16 protein-coding genes are annotated in these 19,180 nt (G+C 63.0%); 6 read left to right on the top strand and 10 right to left on the bottom strand.

The window, feature by feature from the left end:
- Positions 1-37: 37 nt before the first annotated feature.
- The 7 genes from BM234_RS10095 to BM234_RS10065 all read right to left on the bottom strand — a co-directional run bounded on the left by BM234_RS10095 (position 38) and on the right by BM234_RS10065 (position 9,423).
- Entirely contained in the window at positions 38-1,192 is a 1,155-nt protein-coding gene (locus BM234_RS10095) for a phosphoserine transaminase (protein ID WP_092064119.1), read from the bottom strand.
- A 151-nt stretch (positions 1,193-1,343) separates the two neighbouring features.
- On the bottom strand, positions 1,344-1,844 hold the full coding sequence (locus tag BM234_RS10090; RefSeq protein ID WP_175501247.1) for a lytic transglycosylase domain-containing protein: 501 nt from the start codon (positions 1,842-1,844) through the stop codon (positions 1,344-1,346).
- Positions 1,845-2,077: 233 nt separating this feature from the next.
- Positions 2,078-4,513 (bottom strand): DUF3772 domain-containing protein, encoded by a 2,436-nt coding sequence (locus tag BM234_RS10085; protein ID WP_092064116.1) that lies wholly within the window; start codon positions 4,511-4,513, stop codon positions 2,078-2,080.
- Positions 4,510-5,547, bottom strand: a complete 1,038-nt coding sequence (locus BM234_RS10080) for a cysteine synthase A (protein ID WP_092065169.1) — start codon at positions 5,545-5,547, stop codon at positions 4,510-4,512. The genes BM234_RS10085 and BM234_RS10080 overlap by 4 nt, the downstream gene beginning before the upstream one ends.
- Positions 5,548-5,601: 54 nt before the next feature.
- Positions 5,602-6,720, bottom strand: a complete 1,119-nt coding sequence (locus BM234_RS10075; RefSeq protein WP_092064113.1) for a gamma-glutamylcyclotransferase — start codon at positions 6,718-6,720, stop codon at positions 5,602-5,604.
- Positions 6,721-6,730: 10 nt separating this feature from the next.
- A complete protein-coding gene (locus BM234_RS10070; protein ID WP_092064110.1) occupies positions 6,731-7,939 on the bottom strand; it encodes an SAM-dependent methyltransferase in 1,209 nt (402 codons plus the stop codon).
- Positions 7,940-8,010: 71 nt separating this feature from the next.
- Positions 8,011-9,423, bottom strand: coding sequence for a cryptochrome/photolyase family protein (locus tag BM234_RS10065; protein WP_092064107.1), 1,413 nt, complete (start codon positions 9,421-9,423; stop codon positions 8,011-8,013).
- A 103-nt stretch (positions 9,424-9,526) separates the two neighbouring features.
- On the opposite strand from BM234_RS10065, the gene BM234_RS10060 reads away from it, so the two are divergent.
- Positions 9,527-10,732 carry a hydantoinase/carbamoylase family amidase gene (locus BM234_RS10060; RefSeq protein ID WP_092064104.1) on the top strand — a complete coding sequence of 402 codons (1,206 nt, stop codon included), beginning with the start codon at positions 9,527-9,529 and terminating at the stop codon, positions 10,730-10,732.
- Between the two features lie 74 nt (positions 10,733-10,806).
- On the opposite strand, the gene BM234_RS10055 is transcribed toward BM234_RS10060, so the two are convergent.
- Positions 10,807-12,204 carry an aminotransferase family protein gene (locus BM234_RS10055; RefSeq protein ID WP_092064101.1) on the bottom strand — a complete coding sequence of 466 codons (1,398 nt, stop codon included), beginning with the start codon at positions 12,202-12,204 and terminating at the stop codon, positions 10,807-10,809.
- A 118-nt stretch (positions 12,205-12,322) separates the two neighbouring features.
- Here BM234_RS10055 and BM234_RS10050 point away from each other — a divergent pair, with 118 nt between their 5' ends.
- On the top strand, positions 12,323-12,988 hold the full coding sequence (locus BM234_RS10050) for a hemerythrin domain-containing protein (RefSeq protein ID WP_245752572.1): 666 nt from the start codon (positions 12,323-12,325) through the stop codon (positions 12,986-12,988).
- Here BM234_RS10050 and BM234_RS10045 read toward each other — a convergent pair whose 3' ends face one another.
- Both BM234_RS10045 and BM234_RS10040 read right to left on the bottom strand, forming a co-directional pair.
- On the bottom strand, positions 12,989-14,404 hold the full coding sequence (locus BM234_RS10045; protein ID WP_092064098.1) for a helix-turn-helix domain-containing protein: 1,416 nt from the start codon (positions 14,402-14,404) through the stop codon (positions 12,989-12,991).
- A gap of 93 nt (positions 14,405-14,497) precedes the next feature.
- A complete protein-coding gene (locus tag BM234_RS10040; protein ID WP_092064095.1) occupies positions 14,498-15,712 on the bottom strand; it encodes a multidrug effflux MFS transporter in 1,215 nt (404 codons plus the stop codon).
- A gap of 175 nt (positions 15,713-15,887) precedes the next feature.
- Here BM234_RS10040 and BM234_RS10035 point away from each other — a divergent pair, with 175 nt between their 5' ends.
- The 4 genes from BM234_RS10035 to BM234_RS10025 all read left to right on the top strand — a co-directional run bounded on the left by BM234_RS10035 (position 15,888) and on the right by BM234_RS10025 (position 19,142).
- Positions 15,888-17,420: an acyl-CoA carboxylase subunit beta gene (locus tag BM234_RS10035; protein WP_092064092.1), complete on the top strand. Its 1,533-nt coding sequence runs from the start codon at positions 15,888-15,890 to the stop codon at positions 17,418-17,420.
- A 692-nt stretch (positions 17,421-18,112) separates the two neighbouring features.
- The gene (locus BM234_RS17745; RefSeq protein ID WP_281247959.1) at positions 18,113-18,241 is read left to right on the top strand and encodes a hypothetical protein; all 129 of its coding nucleotides are present in this window, start codon (positions 18,113-18,115) and stop codon (positions 18,239-18,241) included.
- A gap of 60 nt (positions 18,242-18,301) precedes the next feature.
- Positions 18,302-18,664, top strand: a complete 363-nt coding sequence (locus BM234_RS10030; protein ID WP_092064089.1) for a hypothetical protein — start codon at positions 18,302-18,304, stop codon at positions 18,662-18,664.
- A 271-nt stretch (positions 18,665-18,935) separates the two neighbouring features.
- Positions 18,936-19,142 (top strand): hypothetical protein, encoded by a 207-nt coding sequence (locus tag BM234_RS10025; protein ID WP_092065163.1) that lies wholly within the window; start codon positions 18,936-18,938, stop codon positions 19,140-19,142.
- Positions 19,143-19,180: the final 38 nt, after the last annotated feature.

Here is a 19,180-nt window from a genome sequence, read left to right as displayed (position 1 = left end):
GCGGGCGATACGCCAGCCTCTCGAAAATCAGATTGCGTCAGGCGGCGGGTTTCTGTGCCGCGATCTCAGACTCAAAGGCCCAGTCGAGCCACGGCAACATTGCCTCGATGTCAGATGTCTCCACCGTGCCGCCACACCAAATCCGCAGACCCGCGGGCGCGTCGCGATAGGCACCGATATCGAGCGCCACGCCTTCGGCCTCCAGCCGCTTGGCGACGGCCTTGGCAAATGCGGCGCCGTCGGCAATGCGAGCGTCGGTGAACTTGAGGCAAACCGAGGTGTTGGACCGGGTCGCCGGATCGCTGGCGAGGAAGTCGATCCAGTCATGCGCCTTGACGAAATCAGCGATGGCCTTGGTATTGGCGTCGGCCCGCGCGATCAGACCCTTGAGACCGCCCACGCTTTCCGCCCAGTCGAGCGCGAGGAGGTAATCCTCAACCGCGAGCATGGAGGGCGTGTTGATCGTCTCGCCGCGAAAGATTCCCTCGATGAGCTTGCCGCCCTTGGTCAGGCGGAAGATCTTGGGCAGGGGCCAAGCGGGCGTGTAGGATTCGAGCCGTTCGACCGCGCGCGGCGAAAGGATGAGCATCCCGTGGGCCGCCTCACCGCCGAGCACCTTCTGCCAGGAGAAGGTCGTCACATCGAGTTTGTCCCAAGGCAGCTCCATGGCGAAAGCGGCGGAGGTGGCGTCGCAGATGGTGAGTCCAGCGCGGTCCGCCGGGATCGCATCTCCGTTCGGCATGCGCACGCCGGAGGTGGTGCCGTTCCACGTGAAGACCACGTCGGTGTCATAGTCGATCGTGCTCATGTCGACGATCTCACCATACTCCGCCTCGCGGATATCGGCTTCGATCTTGAGTTGCTTGACAACGTCGGTCACCCAGCCCGCGCCAAAGCTCTCCCATGCGACCATGGTTGCCTTGCGCGCGCCAAGCAGGGACCACATCGCCATCTCAACAGCGCCGGTGTCGGAGGCGGGCACGATGCCGATACGATACTCTTCGGGGACGCCCAAGATTTCGCGCGTCTTCTCGATCGCGGCTTTCAGCTTGTCCTTGCCCACGGCGGCGCGGTGAGAGCGTCCGAGCGCGGCGTCCTGAAGCTGGTCCAGCGAAAAAACGGGGGGTTTGGCACAAGGGCCAGAGGAAAAACGCGGATTGGCCGGCCGCGTTGCCGGTGCATCAATAGCCATTTTTGCTATCCTTCCAGATAAGCGCCCCTCGTTGGGGAGGGGTGTCCCGCCGCTGGAGATACGCAGAGTCGCAGCCTCGCGCAACGGGGGAAATGGCCGCTTTGAAGCGCGGGCGCGCAATTTGCAGTGCCCCCGCGTTCCTATCGGAAACTCAGTTGCAGCGTCTGAGCGTCTCTCGTTCCGCGAGTTCGGTTTCGACCAACATGCACTGATCGCGGGCCGCGTGGTAATATCCGCGGGCATAGTGCATCACCGCTTCGTTCTCCGTCTCCGACAAAAGCCATGCCCCGCGAAGATATTTCACGCCCCAACGGAGGTTTTCCTCTGGGTTGAGCAATTCGCCCGATGATCCGGCGAAGCCCATGCCGCGCGCGGTTGCGGGCAGGATCTGCATCAGCCCATAATAGGGGCCATTGCGCGCTTCGGCGCGGTAGTCGCTTTCACGCTGGATTACCTTGTGAACGAGTGAGCGCGGCACGTCGTACGCATCGGCATATGTGTTCACCAATTTGCGCAGTTCAGGAGTTTCGCCGGGATTGAGCGGCGTGGCCACGAAGGACATCGGTTGGGGGTTCACCTCCGGGATATCGCACCCCGCAAGAAAGAGAGCAGCGAATAGAGCCCCGAGGCGCGCCAGCCGAAGTGAATTCATCTTGTGGATCCGTGAGTGGTTATGTCACCCGCCAGATGGCTCAGAAGCGGCTCTTGTGGCAACTCCCGCAGATTCCTGTGGGCATAAACCTGCCTGAAACCCGTCACACTGGCGCTTTGGCGCCGCTTTCGGCCCGGTTTTGGCATCAAAGGGGCCGTGTACGCCGTGAAAGGCAGCACTTGGAGGGTTCATCAAGCGGCCCGCTTGCCGTGTGAGGAGACAAGGGACGGGCATTACCGATCCCCGTCGTTGTCCTGTTGAGCAAGATCACCGTCGCGCGGTTCCGACGGCGACTCGGCTTTCGGTTGAGCGCGTGGGGCTTCTTCTGGCTTCGGGGCATCAGCTTTTGGTGCTGCGGCAAGCGCCTCGGGATTACGGAGCCAGAGGTCACGTTGAGCAAAGGGAATCTCGATGTTCTCGGCTGCAAAACGCTCGGCGATCAGGTGGTGGATCTCCGTCGTCACACTCAGCAGATGGTTGACGTCGTAGAGCATCGCCCGAATGCGGAAATCGAGGCTGTCCGCGCCGAACCCAAGAAAATCCACGCCCGGTTCGGGGAAGGTCATCACCTCGGGATGGCTTGCGGCGATTTCGTGCAGGATGGATTGGACCCTGCGGGTGTCGGTCCCATAGGCGACCCCGACGGTAATGGTCGCACGGCCAAGGGGGCTGCCACGGGTCCAGTTTGTCACGGTGCCAGAGATGAAATCGCCGTTGGGAACAATCAACTGCTGCTTGTCGAAGGTCTCGATCGTGGTGGAGCGTACGGAGATGCTCTTGACGATCCCCATGTTGCCGCCGACCTCGATCCAGTCACCTTCGCCGATGGGTCGCTCAATCAGCAGGATGATACCTGAGACGAAGTTCTGCACCACGTTCTGCAGGCCGAAACCGATCCCGACGGAAAGTGCGGACAGGATGAAGGCCAGAGCGGTGAGGTCGATCCCGCCGGCGTTGACGGCCAGAAGGGCAGCGATGGCAATCCCGATATAGCCTATGCCGGAGGACAACGCATTTTGCGCCCCCACATCCATCTTGGTGCGCGGCAGGACCGTGCTCTTGAGCGCGGATTGCAGCACACGGGTCAGACCGAGGATCAGCAAGAACACCACGATGACGGTCACGATGGTGGAAGGGGTGATCCGCGTATCGCCGAATGAGAACCCTTCGGCAAAGCGGGCATAGACTTCCAGCAATTCGGTCGGCCGCATCCCCCAGATCAGAGCGAGGGCGGGCGCGGCCGCAAAGACCAGCACGAAGTTGACGAGCACGGGAACGAGCGCATTGTCCGCCTCATCAAGCGACTTGTCGGAGATGAGTGCATAGGCATCACGTATCGGCGGTTGCAGTGCGACGAAAAGCGCCAGTAGCCCCATGGTCAGCGCCGTCGGCACCATGACCCACTCCGCCGCGTTCACATATCCGGCGGCCGCCAGCGCAGGGCCGGCGAATGCGACAAGGCCCAAAGCCTGCCCCAGCAGGCCAACAAGGCGACCGAGAAAGCTGGGGCTATAGTCCTCCGTCTCTTCCGCGCGCGTTTTTCGTACAGCGCGGATCAGTCGTGAGGCCTGCAGGTAGGTCAGCCCCAGCAGGATGTGGAACGGGAGCAGCAAGACGCCGTGCGATGCGGGCGAAACCTGATCCAGCGCCACAAGCATGTTGAGCACGATGTTGAGGCCAGCGAGAACACCGGTGAAGATCATCGTGCGGCGGGCAGACCGTCGCCGTTCGGGCGTCAGGCTGAAGGTATCGGGTTGTTTTTCATCGCGGGGAAAGAGGCGACCCGCCAGCCACAGAGCGGTGAAGGTCGTGGCCAGAAAGCCGATGAGGGTGCGCAGCAACGCCGCCGTCGTCTCACCCGGAATGCCGGTGCTGAGGAACGCCAAGACGAACAGCATGACACCGGCCACCGGCAGGGCGATCTGAGTAAGGGAGACGAGAAAGGCGAGCGTCGCGCGCCCGCGTCGGCGGCGGCGGTTCTCGATCCGATCGGTCAGTCGGTCCGTCCATACCGGGGCACGAAGCAAGAGCAGCAGGCCCACAGCAACGATTGCCAAGGTACGGGGCGCATTGTCACGAAGGCGGTCGCGAATACGATCGCCGGAGAGGTTGGTGGAGATTTCCTCCCTGACGATCGCGGCGACCTCCCCAAAATCGCTGGCCGCCGTCGGCCAATGGGCAGGGTTCAGGGGCGTGGGAACGCGTTCCTGCAGTGCTTGGGTCTGGCGAGCGCGGATCGTCGCGTCGATCTCGGATATGAGGCCATCGGCGCGGTTATAGGCCTCCGTCGCGTTGACCCTTGGAAGTTCCGCGTCGGCGAGTTCCGTGTTGAGTTGCTGCCGCCTCGCGGCGATTTCTTCGGGTTCTGTGGCCCCCTCTTCGGGGGCCGGACCGAGCGCCTCGATCTGGCTCCGCAAGGTGGCTATCCGGTCCGCATTGACGTTCTCGGCCTCCAGAAGAGCGGCGCGCCAGTCGGTCAACTGGCGGCGCAACTCGTCGAGTTCAGCGGTGGAAACCGTCGGCGTCGCCAATGTGGCCTGTGCCGTATCGGCAAAGGTATTGAAGGCAGGAATGTCCGTTGGCCCTTCGGCCTCCTGCGCACCCCCGGGAAGAGACAGGACAAGGACGACGAGCCCCGCAAGCAGGACGCGGAGCAGCGGCTGAATCATGCGTCCTCGAACACGCCGGGAATGGAGGATGGTCCGCGCTCACCCAGCCACGGCGGTGTCGGCAGTCCCTTGGAGCGCAGGAAGGAGGGGTTGAAGAGCTTGGATTGATAGCGGTTGCCATAGTCGCACAGGATGGTGACGATCGTGTGCCCCGGCCCCATTTCGCGCGCCATGCGGATCGCACCGCCGACGTTGATCCCCGACGACCCACCGAGGCAGAGCCCCTCTTCGGAGAGGAGGTCAAAAACGATGGGCAGCGCTTCGGCATCGGAAATATTGAAGCTCATGTCCGGCGTGAAGCCTTCGAGGTTGGCGGTGATGCGCCCTTGGCCGATACCCTCCGTGATAGAGTCGCCTTCGGATTTCATGACCCCATTGGTGTAGAAGTTGTGCAAGGCCGCTCCGTCCGGATCGGCGAGGCCGACCTTTACCCCTTTGGGTTGCAGCGCCATGCCAACGCCTGCGAGCGTCCCGCCGGATCCAACCGCACAGATGAAGCCGTCCACCTTGCCGCCGGTCTGTTCCCAGATTTCTGGGCCCGTCGTTTCGATATGCGCCTGCCGGTTGGCCACGTTGTCGAATTGGTTGGCCCAGATCGCCCCGTGCGGCGCGGTCTTGGCCAGTTCCTCGGCTAGCCGGCCGGAGTAGCGCACATAGTTGTTCGGGTTCTTGTAGGGCGCGGCGGGCACCTCCACGAGTTCGGCCCCCGCGAGCCGGATCATGTCTTTCTTCTCCTGGCTTTGCGTCTCGGGGATCACGATGACGGTCTTGAACCCAAGTGAAGCACCGACCAGCGCAAGGCCGATTCCAGTGTTGCCCGCGGTGCCCTCGACGATCGTGCCGCCCGGTTCCAGCAAGCCTTTCTCCATCGCGTCGCGAATAATGAAAAGCGCGGCGCGGTCCTTGACCGATTGGCCGGGGTTGAGGAATTCGGCCTTCCCGAGGATCTCGCATCCGGTTTCCTCGCTCGCCCGACGAAGGCGGATCAGGGGTGTGTGGCCGATAGCATCGGCGAGATCCTTGGCAATGCGCATCTCTTGGTCCTTCCACATATCTGCTCTTGGGTGTAGGGCGCGGACCGGTGGGGATCAAGCCGAAGCGCGCAGCGCCTCACGCTGACGTGCGAGCCACAGCAGCATGGCCGCGAGTGGCATGGCGTTGATTTCGCCCGACTCCAGCAAGGCCATGGCATGATCGAAGGATATCACGTGGCTGCGGATATCTTCGTTTTCCGACGATAGCCCCCCAAGGCCTGCGTCGCCTTCGGACAAGTCGGTCAGGCCCAGAAAGCAATGAAAGAAATCGGTGCAGTAGCCGGGCGCGGCATACCCCTTCAGCATTGGCCGGATGTCGGTCACGTGCAGGCCCGCTTCCTCTACCGCCTCACGCCGGGCGGTTTCCATCGGGTCTTCGCCGACATCGATGAGGCCCGCGATCGGCTCCAGCACCCATGGCGCGGGGTCTCCGCGCCCCAAGGGGCCAAAGCGCAGTTGTTCGATCAGCATGACGCGGTCGGACGCGGGATCGTAGGGCAGGAGCAGCGCCGCGTCGTAGGAGATAAACTGTTCGCGGCGCATCGGCTCTGACCAGTTGCCGTCGAAACGCCGGTGCCTGAGTTCAAAGGCCCGAAGGCGAAAGAAGCCGTCATACCCGCCGTGATCTGCGATAATCTCCACATCCTGCGCGGTCTTTGCGCTGCGCAAGGTCTGGGGCGCGGGGGTGGCCGCCATTTTCCGGGACCATGCGCGCGCGCGAAAGAATGGAAGCAACCCGCCCGCCGCCTTGGGATCTTCCCTTCCTTGGCGCAGCATGACTTCGCCAGCCGCGCCAATGCTGATCTCGGCCCATTCCTCCGCCCAGAGGGCAAGATCCCACCGCCCAGCGGCAGGCTCCTCATGGTTGGGGAAATAGGCGAGCGCCTCAACCGTCCCCACGGGCGTTTGGACTTCGACAGGCTTTGGCAGGTAGCCGAAGGCCGCCTCATAAAAGTCCAGCCGAGTCATATCCTCCGGCCCCAGAGAGAGAAGTTGACCGTAAGAAACCTCCCCAGCCCGTGTATGGATTACGGGGTAGGGCCCTCCGGCGGCCCAGCGAACCGCATGGCCCTCAAGCTGCGCTTCGCGGCGCTCCGGCAAATGGCCTAGAACGGCGCGCAGCACCGGTGCGTGGCAGAGGGTGCCATAGATGAACAGGTTGGCTCGGGACAAATACGACGCCTCAGGCAGGGTTGCGCACAGTAATCTGGGTTACGTCCGTATTGCCCCCGGCGAACGCGCCGGCGCAAGAGGTCAGATAGAAATTCCACATCCGCCGAAAACGCTCGTCAAAGCCCAATTCGGAGATCTGGTCCCATCGGTCATTGAAGGTATCGTTCCACCGGCGCAGCGTTTGGGAATAGCTGTCTCCGAACTCGATGGAACGCGCCACCTCCAGCCCGGCACCTTGGATCTGCTGGCGCAGGACGGTGGGACAGGGAAGCATGCCACCGGGGAAGATGTATTTCTGGATGAAATCGACTCCGCGCTTGTAGACTTCCCACCGCTTGTCCTGAACGGTGATGATCTGAAACGTACCGGTCCGACCGGGTTTGAGACAGGATTTCACCGTCTCGAAATAGGTGGGCCAGTATTTTTCGCCGACGGCCTCGAACATCTCAATGGACGCGATGCCGTCGTATGTTCCGCGTTCGTCGCGGTAATCCTGAAGCTTGAGCGTGACGAGATCGTCCAATCCCTCGCGGCGTATGCGTTCTTGTGCAAAGCTGAACTGCTGCTCGCTGATCGTCAGGCCGGTGACACGCAGGCCCCGTTCCTTGGCCGCATATTCCGCAAAGCCCCCCCAGCCGCAGCCGATCTCAAGCACATGCTCCCCCCGTTTCGCGCCCATCTGGTCGATCATGGAGGCGTATTTCGCGGTTTGCGCATGTTCCAGAGCTTCCTGCCCGGTTTCGAACAGGGCAGAGGAATAGGTCATCGTATCGTCCAGCCACAGCCCATAGAAATCGTTTCCCAGATCGTAGTGGTAGGAGATGTTCTTGCGCGCCTGTGCCTTGTGGTTGCGCTGCATCCAGAAGCGGAACTTCTCATAGAGCGTGACCAGTCGCCGCCCCGGAAAGCCGTCATAAACCTCATCATTGTCCAGATGGATCAGATCCTGAAAGGCCTGCAGGTCAGGGGAGGACCAATCGCCATCCACATAGGCATCGCAAAAGCCCAAGTCCCCTTCGCGGATCAGGCGGGCGAACACCTCGGGCGAATGGATGTACAACTCTGCCACGGGGCCGGGGTTCTTGCCTTCTGCACGAAAGCGACGCCCATCGGACAGAACGAAATCGAGGCGTCCGTTCCGAAGGTTGCAGGCCATCTCGAAAACCTGAGAGAAGTATCGCGGCAGGTCGGACTGCCCTTGGGTCGAGGTGTGGATCATCGCGGCTCCGTAAGATTTAGGGGAAAGGCTAGAACCCTGTTGGGCGGCCTGCAAGCCCAAGGGTCAGGATCTCAGAAACCCCGGTTCTCGTAAGCGTCGAGCGCCCGTTTTCGCCCCTCATCGGCTGAAACGATGGGCGCGGGGTAGGGATCGCTCGGCGACAGGCCCCAACTCGCCGGGATCGCGTCAAAGTATGACAGGGCGTCTTTGGACGGGTTTTCCTGTCCCTCGGCGATCCAGCGCTTGATATAAGCGTGATCCGGGTCGAACCGCTTGGCCTGGGTCTCGGGGTTGAAGATGCGGAAATAGGGGGCGGCATCGGGGCCAGAACCCGCCGCCCATTGCCAGCCGAGCGCGTTGTTGGCGATGTCCCAGTCGATCAGGCAATCTTCGAACCATTTCAACCCGATGAGCCAGTGGCACATCAAATGTTTGCTGAGGTAGGATGCGACGTTCATCCGCACCCGGTTGTGCATGCGTCCGGTCACGTACATTTCGCGCAAGCCCGCATCGACGATGGGAATGCCCGTCCGGGCCTGTTTCCACGCCGTGACCTCTTTGCGCCGTTCGTCTTCGTTCCAGGGAAAGGCATCCCATTCCTCGCGCCAGTTGCCTTCGGTCAGGCGCGGCGTATGATAGAGAAGGTGATAGGCAAAGTCGCGCCAGACGAGTTCCTTGCGAAAGGTCTCTGCGCCCGCCTTGCCGTCCTTTTCCTCCCGAAGCGCGGCATGCCAGAGTTGGGCGGGGGAAATCTCCCCGGTGGTGAGATGCTCGGACATGTTGGATGTGCCGTCCTCGGCGGGCAGGTCGCGCCGCGTGGCATATTCGTCCACGCCCTGCGCCATGAAGGCCCCAAGGCGGCTTTGCGCGGCGGATTCACCGGGATTGGCGAAGCGCCGCACAATGCTCTCGCCCCGTGCCATGCCCGCCCCGAGTTCCCAGTCAGGGAGCGCTTCGCTGCCGGGCCATTCGGAGGGGGCGGTCAAATCCGGCGCGGGAAGCGGAGTGTCGACCTCCCGGTCGCGCACCGACTTCCAGAACGGGGTGTAGACCTTGTAGAAATTGCCCTGCTGTGTCGCGACGGTCCACGGCTCAAACAGGACATGCCCGCCAAAGGATTTGGCCTCTATGCCGTTGTTTCCAAGCTCTTCTTTCACGCGGGAATCGCGCTCCTGCGCGGTGCCATCGTAGAGGCGCGACCAATAGACGGCATCTACGCCCGTCTCTTCGATCAATTCCTCCAGCACTTCGAGAGCGGGGCCGCGGCGCAGAATTAACCGGCTGCCCTTGGCCTCAAGCGCGGCGCCGAGGCATTCAAGCGAGAGGCCAAGCCGCCATTTCGGTGCAGCGCCAAGGTTCGCCACGCTGTCGTCATGGATAAAGACCGGGATCACCGTCCCGCGCGCGGCGGCGGCGGTCAACGCGGGATGATCGCCGAGGCGAAGATCCCTGCGGAACCAGAGCAATGTGGACTTTGAGGGCATCGGGTCCTCCTTCTGGTGCGATACCTAGCGCGGCAAGGTGCCCGTCAATCGGCTTGCGCCGCATGCGGGGTTATGACGGGATACGTACAGGAGGTGATTTCGGATGAAAGTGAATGCGGAACGGTTTCTGGCGGATCTGCACCGACTGCGGGAATTCGGGGCGTCCGGTATCGGCAAGGGCGTTGTCAGGCCTGCATTTTCCGAGGCGGATCTGGCATCACGGGCGTGGCTTGCAGAGCGATTTTCTGCGGCGGGGCTTGAGGTTAGATATGATCCGGTAGGCAATCTGTTCGGGCTGGCGGGGGCGGAGCGGTCCTTGCTTTTGGGGTCCCATTCGGACAGCCAGCCGGAAGGGGGCTGGCTTGACGGGGCGCTTGGTGTGATTGCGGCGCTGGAGATTGCGCGCGCGGCACAAGAGGCGGGGGCGCCGCCGGTCTCCGTTGTCTCCTTTGAGGATGAGGAAGGCCGGTTCGGCGTGACGACCGGCAGCGCGATCTGGGGCGGGGCGCTCTCGCTTGATCAGGCGGACCTGCTGACCGACCGGGCGGGGATCACCTTTGCCGATGCGCGGCGACGGATCGCGGGTTGGGGCGGGCCCTTTGTCGACCCCGCCCGGTTCAGCGCTTTCATGGAAATGCACATCGAGCAGGGGCCGTGGCTGGACGATGCGCAGGAAGCCATCGGCGTTGTCGAGAGCATCGTCGGCATCCGCGACATGCGCATCACCTTTAGCGGTCAACAGAACCACGCAGGCACCACGCCGATGCATTTGCGGCGCGATGCCGTGCAGGGGATGGTTGCTTTCAACACCTTGATTTCAGAGCGTTTCGCCAATGTCGTCACGCCCCAGACCGTCTGGACCGTGGGGCATGTGGCGGTGCATCCGAACGCCTCTTCGATCGTGCCGGGGCGGGTGACATTTTCGATGCAATGGCGCGATGGCGATCCTGATCGGCTGGCCCGGATGGAGGCGATCATCCGTGAGGCGGCGGACGAGGTTGCGGCGCATCAGGGGCTTGGGCTCGACTTCGGGCCGATGCTTGGCCTCGCTCCGGTGGAGATGGATGCGGGCCTGCGCCGCGCGCTGGAAGAGGCGGCCGAGGACGTGGTGCCGGGGCGCTGGCGGCGGATGCCGTCGGGCGCGCTGCATGACGCCACAAATGTATCGCGGCACATGCCAGTGGCGATGCTGTTCGTGCCCTCGATCGGCGGGGTCAGCCACACCTTTGAGGAGGATACGGCGGAGGCCGATCTGGTGGCGGGCCTGCGGGTCATGGCGCGTGCCGTTCAACGGACCAGTTCGGGCTAAGTCCCTGAAAAGCGGGTATGACTTTTGTATGACAAGCGTATGACTCCGCGTCATACACTTGTCATACCTTGCACCTATCCGAAAACGCGGGTCAGGGCGGCATCCACCGCGCCGGTGATCTCGTCGATGTCATCGGCGCTGGCGATCAGCGGGGGGGCGAAACACAGCGTGTTGTTGTAGCCCGGCACGGAGCGGTTGGTCGCGCCGATAATGACGCCCTGCGCCATGCAATCGCCCGTCACGGCCTTGACCAGTGCCTCGCTCACCGGCTCCTTCGAGGCGCGGTCAGCGACAAGCTCCGCGCCGCAGAAGAGACCCGCGCCGCGCACATCGCCGATCACGGCGTGTTTCTCCGCGAGAGCGCGCAGGTTCTCCTGAAGTCGCTCACCCATGGCGGTGGTGTTTTCGAGCAGACCCTCTTCCTCGATGATGGCCATGTTCTCCAGCGCGGCCGCCGGGCCGGCGGTGCAGCCCCCGAAGGTGGAGATGTCGCGGAAGTAATCCATGGGATCGTCGGCATCGGTCTTGAAGAGGTCAAAAACCTCATCGGTGGTGACGAGACAGGCGATGGCCGCATAGCCGGAGGCGACGCCCTTGGCCATCGTGACCATGTCGGGCTTCACGCCGTAATTCTGATAGCCGAACCAGTTGCCGGTGCGGCCCACGCCGCAGACGACCTCATCGATATGCAGCAGGATGTCATATTTGCGGCAGATCTCCTGCACCCGCTCCCAGTAACCCTGTGGCGGGGTGATGACACCGCCGCCCGCCGTCACCGGCTCAAGGCAGAGCGCGCCGACCGTATCGGGGCCCTCGCGCAGAATGACCTCCTCGATGGCGTCGGCGGCGCGCTGGCCATAGGCCTCGCCCGAGAGATCGCCCCAGCCCTGATCGGCGGCGCGGTATTCGAGACAGTGCGGTACCTCGACAAAGCCGGGCGCGAAGGGGCCGTATTGGGCGTTGCGCTCCTGCTGGCCGCCGGCGGAGAGACAGCCGATGGTGGTGCCGTGATAATCGCGGTCGCGGTAGAGGATCTTGTGCTTCTTGCCGCCATAGCGCTTGTGCGCGATCTGGCGGACCATCTTGAAGGCCTTCTCGTTGGCCTCGGAGCCGGAGTTGCAATAGTAGACGCGCGAAAGGCCGGGCATCTTTTCGATGAGCCGCTCAGCGAAGCGCGCGCCGGGGATGGACCCCATGGCACCCGCGAAATAGTTGAGCTGTACCAGCTGGTCGCGGATCGCATCGGCAATGCGGGTGCGCCCGTAGCCGACATTGACCGTCCAGACCGCGCCGGAAACCGCGTCGAGATGCTCCTTGCCGTTCTGATCCCAGACGCGCAGGCCCTTGCCTTCGACGATGATCTTGGGGTCGGTCGTCTCGAACCCCTTGTGGGAGACGAGGTGATGCCAGACATGCGCCTTGTCCGCCGCCACCACACCCGAGAGATCGTTTTCCTTCAGTGTTCCATCCATCGCCAATACCTCTCACCGTTGTCGGGCGGCACATCAGCACGGATTCGCGAAAAAGGATAGGGCCGGAGGCGGGCGGAATGCCGATTGCCGGGGCATCGGGGGCCATGTCGCGCGGGAATTGGCCGAACCTCTGCCGCTCCGCCCCGCGCAGGGGCTGTGCATCCGCGCGCGGCAAAAGGGATTGGCGGCGGCGCGGCCCTGTCCTAGCTTTGCGGGTATGGATACCTCGCTGAACCTCGATACCCGCACGGGCCTTCCGGTACATCTTCGGGTGTTGGCGGAGAAATACCCCAAGGCCGACTGGCAGGGGCATGCCAATTTCAACAATATGACGGCCTTCTGGCTGGACCGGCATCTGATGTTCCGCAAACTGCTCGGGCAACTCAGCGATGAGGCGGTGACAGCGTTCGACAACGGGCCGGGGCCACGGTTTGCGCCGAACTTGCAGCGGATGGCGGGCTTTTTCCTGAACCAGTTGCACAGCCATCACCATATCGAGGATGAGCATTACTTTCCGCAGTTCCTCCCGCTTGATGCGCGGCTTGAGCAAGGGTTCGAGATTCTGGACGCGGATCATCACGTGCTGGATCACCACATCCACGCGTTTGCCGACCACACCAACCGGGTGCTGCGGCAGATTCAGGATGGCAGCGGGGCCCACGACGAGATTGGCCGGTTCCATGAGATGCAACAGCGGTTTGCGACGTTCCTTGACCGTCACCTGACGGATGAGGAAGAGATCATCGTGCCGCTCGTGCTGGAATACGGGCCGGATTTCGACTGATCAGCGCGCGACCTCGTAGGGCAGCACACCGCGGGCGAGCGGGTCGATCCGCAAGCGTCGCTCCAGCGGGGGAACCGAGCGTTGGTGACAGCCCACACGCTCACAGATCCGGCAGGAAATCCCGATGGGCTCATAAGCGTCGTCCTGATCGAGCGAAAGCCCGTCGGCATAGACCAGATGTTCGGCGTGGGAAATCTGGCACCCCAGTGCGATGGCAAAGCGCCGGACCGGGGCTCCGAAATGGCCGCCGGGCTTGGAGACATCGCGCGCAAGGCTGATATAGCGCACCCCGTCGGGGGTTTCGGCCAGTTGGCGCAGAAAGCGCCCCGGCGTTTCAAAGGCACGGTGCACGTTCCACAAGGGACAGGCCCCGCCAAAGCGGGCGAATTGCAACCGGGTTGCCGAATGGCGCTTGGTGATCGTCCCGGCCTGATCCACCCGCACGAAGAAGAACGGCACGCCCTTGGCGCCGGCGCGTTGCAGGGTCGAGAGCCGGTGCGCCACCTGTTCGATGGAGGCCCCGAAGCGCACCGCCAGCCGTTCGAGATCGTGGCGGAAATTATGCGCCTCTGCCAGAAATTGCGTATAGGGCATCAGCGCGGCCCCGGCGAAATAGTTGGCCAGCCCGACCTTGGCGATGTTGCGCGCCTCGTCTGATTTGAACCGCGCGAGGTCGAGGTTCGCCTCCAGCAGGGGGCCTTGGGTCATATGGGCGAGATGCAGCAGGATCTGGAACGTCTGGGTGCTGGGCGGCGCGTAGGAAGAGATGGTCAGGCGGGCGCTGTCCGCATCGAACCGGCGGAGCGGCTCCATCGGTTCAAAAGCGACGCGGGTGCCGCGTTCGGCCAGCACGGCGATGGCGTGATCGCGCAGCGATGTGCCGGGCGGCGCGGTGCGGGAAAACTGCTCTGCGGCGCGGTCCACGGCGTCGATGTAGTTGTCGCAGTAATGAAAGAAATCCCGGACCTCTTCCCAAGGCGAGGGCATCAGGCGGGCATCGTCGCGGCCAAGTGCCTCATCAAGGGAGGCCAACCGCTCATGGGTCTGGCGATAGGCGCGGTGCAATTCCAGAAAGGCGCGGGCAAGGGCAGGGGCATTGGACGCGGCCAGCCGCAGATCGGCGGCGGGGGGCATCTCTCCCTTGGGCAGGCTGCCGAAGATCGGGTCGGCCAGCGCCTCTCGCATATCGGAGACCATCCGTTCGGCATCGCCCGACCCAAGCTCGGCCACGTCAAAGCCGAATTCCTGCACCAAGGCCAGAAGCACGGAGGAGCTCACCGGGCGGTGGTTGTTTTCCATCTGGTTGAGATAGGGCAGCGAAATCCCGAGCTTTGCGGCAAAATCCTTCTGCGTCAGCGCGAGACGCGCCCGGAATTCGCGGAGTTTCGCTCCGGCATAGAGTTTGGTGACAGCCATCGTGCCCCCGGATTTAGCGAATTTGCTGAATCCGAGGGTGCAGTTTGCAAAGCGTGCGGTCAAGGGGGTCGTCGTGCAGGTGCAGCACGGCGGTCAGGGTGCGACCTGCCGTTCCCGGTAGAGACCATAGGCGATGGAGGCGATCGCGGCGCAGGCGGTGGCGAACATGATCCAGAGCAGCGGCCATGCGCCGGTTCCGGGGCTGAGCGCCGCGCCGGCAAGCGCCGAAAGCACCGCGCCGCCGCCGATCATGATCGCGCCGCCAAGGCCCGAGGCCGTCCCGGCAAGGCGCGGGCGCACCGAGAGCATCGCCGCCGTGGCATTGGGGATGGTCATGCCGTTGCCAAGGCCCACGAAGGTCATGAAGGCAAAGAAGGTCTGGGCGCTGCCGAAGCCGAGGCCGAAGGCGATGAGGGCAAGGCCGATCCCGATGGCGTTGATCATCGTGCCGTAAACCACCATGCGGTTGATTCCGATCCGCACGCTGAACTTTCCGGAGATGAAGTTGCCCAGCATGTACCCGATGGCGGGAGCGCCGAAGTAGAGCCCGAGGGTTTCGGGATCGAGGCCGTAGACCTCGCTTCCGACGAAAGGCGCGCCGCCGAGATAGGCAAAGAAGGCCCCCGAAGCGAAGGCATTGGCGAGCGAGAAGGCCCAGAACCGCCGCGATGTGAGCAATTCGGGATATTCGCGGAACTGCTGTCCGAGGGTGAGACCAGAGCTAACGGACGTTTCGCCAAGGTCTTTCCACGTGAGCCAGACGAGGCCTGTGCCAAAGATGAAGAGCGCCCAGAAATTCGCCTCCCACCCGAAAGCGCCATCGAGGAACCCCCCGAGGGCCGGGGCGATCATCGGCACCAAGGCCATCCCCATCGTCACGTAGCCGATCATGGAGGCGGACCGGTCGGCGGCGACCATGTCACGCACAACCGCCCGCGACAGGACCATGCCCACCACAACAACCGATTGCAGCATCCGAAAGACCAGAAACACCTCGACCGTTGGCGCAAAGATGCAGCCAAGCGTCGCCACCAGAAAGATGCCAAGACCCCACAACATGATGGGCCGCCGTCCGAACTTGTCGGAGATCGGGCCGATCGCGATCTGCAGCACCGCATTCACTGCCAGATAGAGCGCGACCGAGAGTTGCATCACCCGGTAATCCGTCTGGAAATGCTCGGTCATGCGGGGCAGCGACGGCAGGAAGATGTTCATCGCCATGGCCGAGATCCCGGCGAGCAGGATCAGCGTGGAGATGTGCGGGGCGGTTGTACGGTCCAGATACCGGACCTCTGGGGCGTTTTGCATGGCGAGAGCCGTATGCCCGCGCGCGGGTTTTGTCCAGATGGCGCGGGCGCTTGCGCGACTTTGCAGATTTGCATTTTCTTTCGCTTTGCCTTTGCACGATTTGCAAATTTGCGAGACTTTCCTTTTCTTCGCCGCTGCGCAGTATAGGGTCGCGCCAATCGGAGGAGGAGCCACGATGAAGCAGATCTTGCAGGAGCTTGAGCGACGCCGGGAGACCGCCAAGATGGGCGGGGGCGCCCGCCGGATCGACGCCCAGCACGGCAAGGGCAAGCTCACCGCGCGCGAGCGGGTGGAATTGCTGCTCGACGAGGACTCCTTTGAGGAGTTCGACATGTTCGTGGCGCATCGCTGCACCGATTTCGGGATGCAGGAACAGCGGCCTTACGGCGATGGCGTCGTGACCGGCTGGGGCACGATCAACGGGCGCATGGTCTATGTCTTCAGTCAGGATTTCACCGTCTTTGGCGGCTCGCTCAGCGAAACCCACGCCCAGAAGATCTGCAAGATCATGGATATGGCGATGCAGAACGGCGCGCCGCTCATCGGGATCAACGATTCCGGCGGTGCGCGCATTCAGGAGGGCGTGGCGAGCCTTGCAGGCTATGCCGACGTGTTTCAGCGCAACATCATGGCGAGCGGCGTCATTCCCCAGATCAGCGTGATCATGGGCCCCTGCGCGGGCGGGGCGGTGTATTCCCCCGCGATGACGGATTTCATCTTTATGGTGAAGGAGACCTCCTACATGTTCGTGACCGGCCCCGATGTGGTCAAGACGGTGACGAACGAACAGGTCACGGCCGAAGAGCTTGGCGGTGCTTCGACGCATACCCGCAAATCCTCCGTGGCCGACGGGGCCTTTGAGAATGATGTGGAAGCGCTGGCGGAGGTGCGGCGGCTCGTCGATTTCCTGCCGCTCAACAATCGCGAGAAACCGCCCGTGCGCCCCTTCTTTGATGCCCCCGACCGGGTGGAGCCGTCGCTCGATACGCTGATCCCGCAGAATGCCAACAGCCCCTATGACATGAAGGAATTGATCCTCAAGGTCGCGGACGAGAGCGACTTTTACGAAATTCAGGAAGATTTCGCCAAGAACATCATCACAGGTTTTATCCGGCTGGAGGGGCGGACCGTTGGGGTCGTGGCGAACCAGCCCATGGTGTTGGCCGGATGCCTTGATATCGACAGCAGCCGCAAGGCCGCGCGGTTCGTGCGCTTTTGCGATGCCTTTGAGATCCCGATCCTGACCTTTGTCGACGTGCCCGGCTTCCTTCCCGGAACGGGGCAGGAATACGGCGGTGTCATCAAGCACGGTGCGAAACTGCTGTTCGCCTATGGCGAGGCGACGGTGCCCAAGGTGACGGTGATCACGCGCAAAGCCTATGGCGGGGCCTATGACGTGATGGCCTCCAAGCATCTGCGGGGGGATTTCAACTATGCCTGGCCCACGGCGGAAATCGCGGTGATGGGCGCGAAGGGCGCGGTGGAGATCCTCTATCGGTCTGAACTGGGCGATGCGGAAAAGATCGCCGCCCGGACAAAGGATTATGAGGACCGTTTCGCCAATCCCTTCGTCGCGGCGGAGCGGGGATTCATCGACGAGGTGATCATGCCCCATTCGACCCGGCGGCGGGCTGCGCGCGCTTTTGCCTCATTGCGGGGCAAGAAGCTGAACAACCCGTGGAAGAAGCACGACAATATCCCGCTATGAGACTGGTGTGACGGATATGGAATCGATATCGACAGCCTCTCGGGGCGGGGCGCGGGGATACTCGTGCGCTTTTTGCTACACGAATAGGCAAGGTGTTGACTTATGACGCACGTTGGGCATGATCCCCTGCACTGGTCGAGAGAATTTGCCGCGTACGGAGGGGCCCTGTGGGGGGTGGCGGCCGCAGCTGTAGGGAGGGAGGAGGCCCTCGCTGTGCCCTCCGACCAGTATTCCACCACCAAGGACGTCGATGCGATGCGGGATGCGGATGGTTTCGCAGCCTGTTTTGGGCGTGGTTTCGGGGATGCTTCGGATGCGGGTGCGTCGACCGTCTCGGCGAAAAATCACTTACTTATCAATGGGTTTCGCAGGGTTTCGGCCTTGTCTGGGCGCGGTGCGTTCGGCCGTGCTTATCGGAAGATAGCGCGGTGCAGAGCGGTGGGTGATTTTGATATCTCGCGGTCCCGTGTCCTGCGCGCCTACGCGCGCTGCAGCGCCGGGTTTTGGGGCGCGCGCTCGGTCATCCCGCGCGTCGCGGCGGAATCGCGGCAAGGAAACATGATGGCGGAGGGCCAATCAATTTTGTGTGTTTTTTTCTTAAGCTGCTCTAACTTGAATCGGGGATCGACAGGTCGCGCCAAAGTATATGGCCGGTCGGGTCCCGCTTATGGAGTGAGAGACAGGAGTTCATCATGCGCAATATCGCCAAAACCTTCGTTGGAATCAGCCTTCTCGGCCTGCTCGTTGCCTGTGCAGCGCCCGAAGAAGATGTCGTCGTCGTGGCACCGGTCGAGCCGGAGCCGGTCATGTCCAAGTACTGACACCTTCTGGATGCGGCGATCGCTCGCCGCGTCCGCCCCTCTGGCCGGGGGGCAGATCGCATGATCAAGCATCGTGGATTTCCCGGCCGCCTTTCAGGCACAGATTTTCAATTCACCATCCGGCGGGCCAATCCCAAGGGCGCGACGCCGCTCATCGCGCGGGAACGGTATCGCGACCGCAGACCGGCGGACAAACGTGCTGACGCGGCCTTCATGGCGGCGCTTTGGGACAGTTTTGGCGAGGAGCCGTTTGAGCGGGGCAATCTCGACGCGGGGCGGCTGAGCTGGCTCTTCGGGCGCGAGGTCGTGGCCGTGGATGATCCATTCGATCCCACGGATTACGAGGCGTTGCTGCGCATCAATGTAGGGGTCGCGCGGGTGAGTTTCCCCGATGCCATCGAGGGCGGGGACGAATGGGAGTAAGTGCGCCTCAGCACCCTGTCGATCGGCAATCTATCGCGCAGGCGCGGGGCCCGGCGCATTTTCCGCTTGCCGCGGGCGGGGCGCGCACCACCCTTGTGGGTGCGATTGTCGCGCTGTCCCCGCGCCGGTCGCAGTGCTTGAGGCACGTATACCTTGTTCCTGCCTGGTGGTCTGTCGGCCAAGCCGTCAGACCGCCTCTTTTGGAAGGCGGGAAGACATGCAATTATCCTCCAGCGCCCGGACGGGGGCGCGGAATGAATGGGAGTCCATCATGGCGAGAAAATCCTGGATCGCGGCACTTGTCTGCACACTTGGCCTTGCGGCTTGCGGCGATACGCTTGGAGAGCAGGTCATCTATGGCGCAGGCGCGGGCGCGGCAGCCTCTGCGGCGACCGGCGGCGATCTTGCAACCGGCGCGGTTGTCGGCGGCGCAGCGAATGCGGCCTACTGCCAATCCGGCCGGGGCAACTGCCGCTAAGGCAATCTCGGCAGAGGCCCTCCGGGGCGCTTTGAAAA

Origin of the sequence: Poseidonocella pacifica, assembly GCF_900111875.1 — a bacterium.
Classification (GTDB): domain Bacteria; phylum Pseudomonadota; class Alphaproteobacteria; order Rhodobacterales; family Rhodobacteraceae; genus Poseidonocella; species Poseidonocella pacifica.
This window is presented reverse-complemented; position numbering and strand designations above follow the sequence as displayed.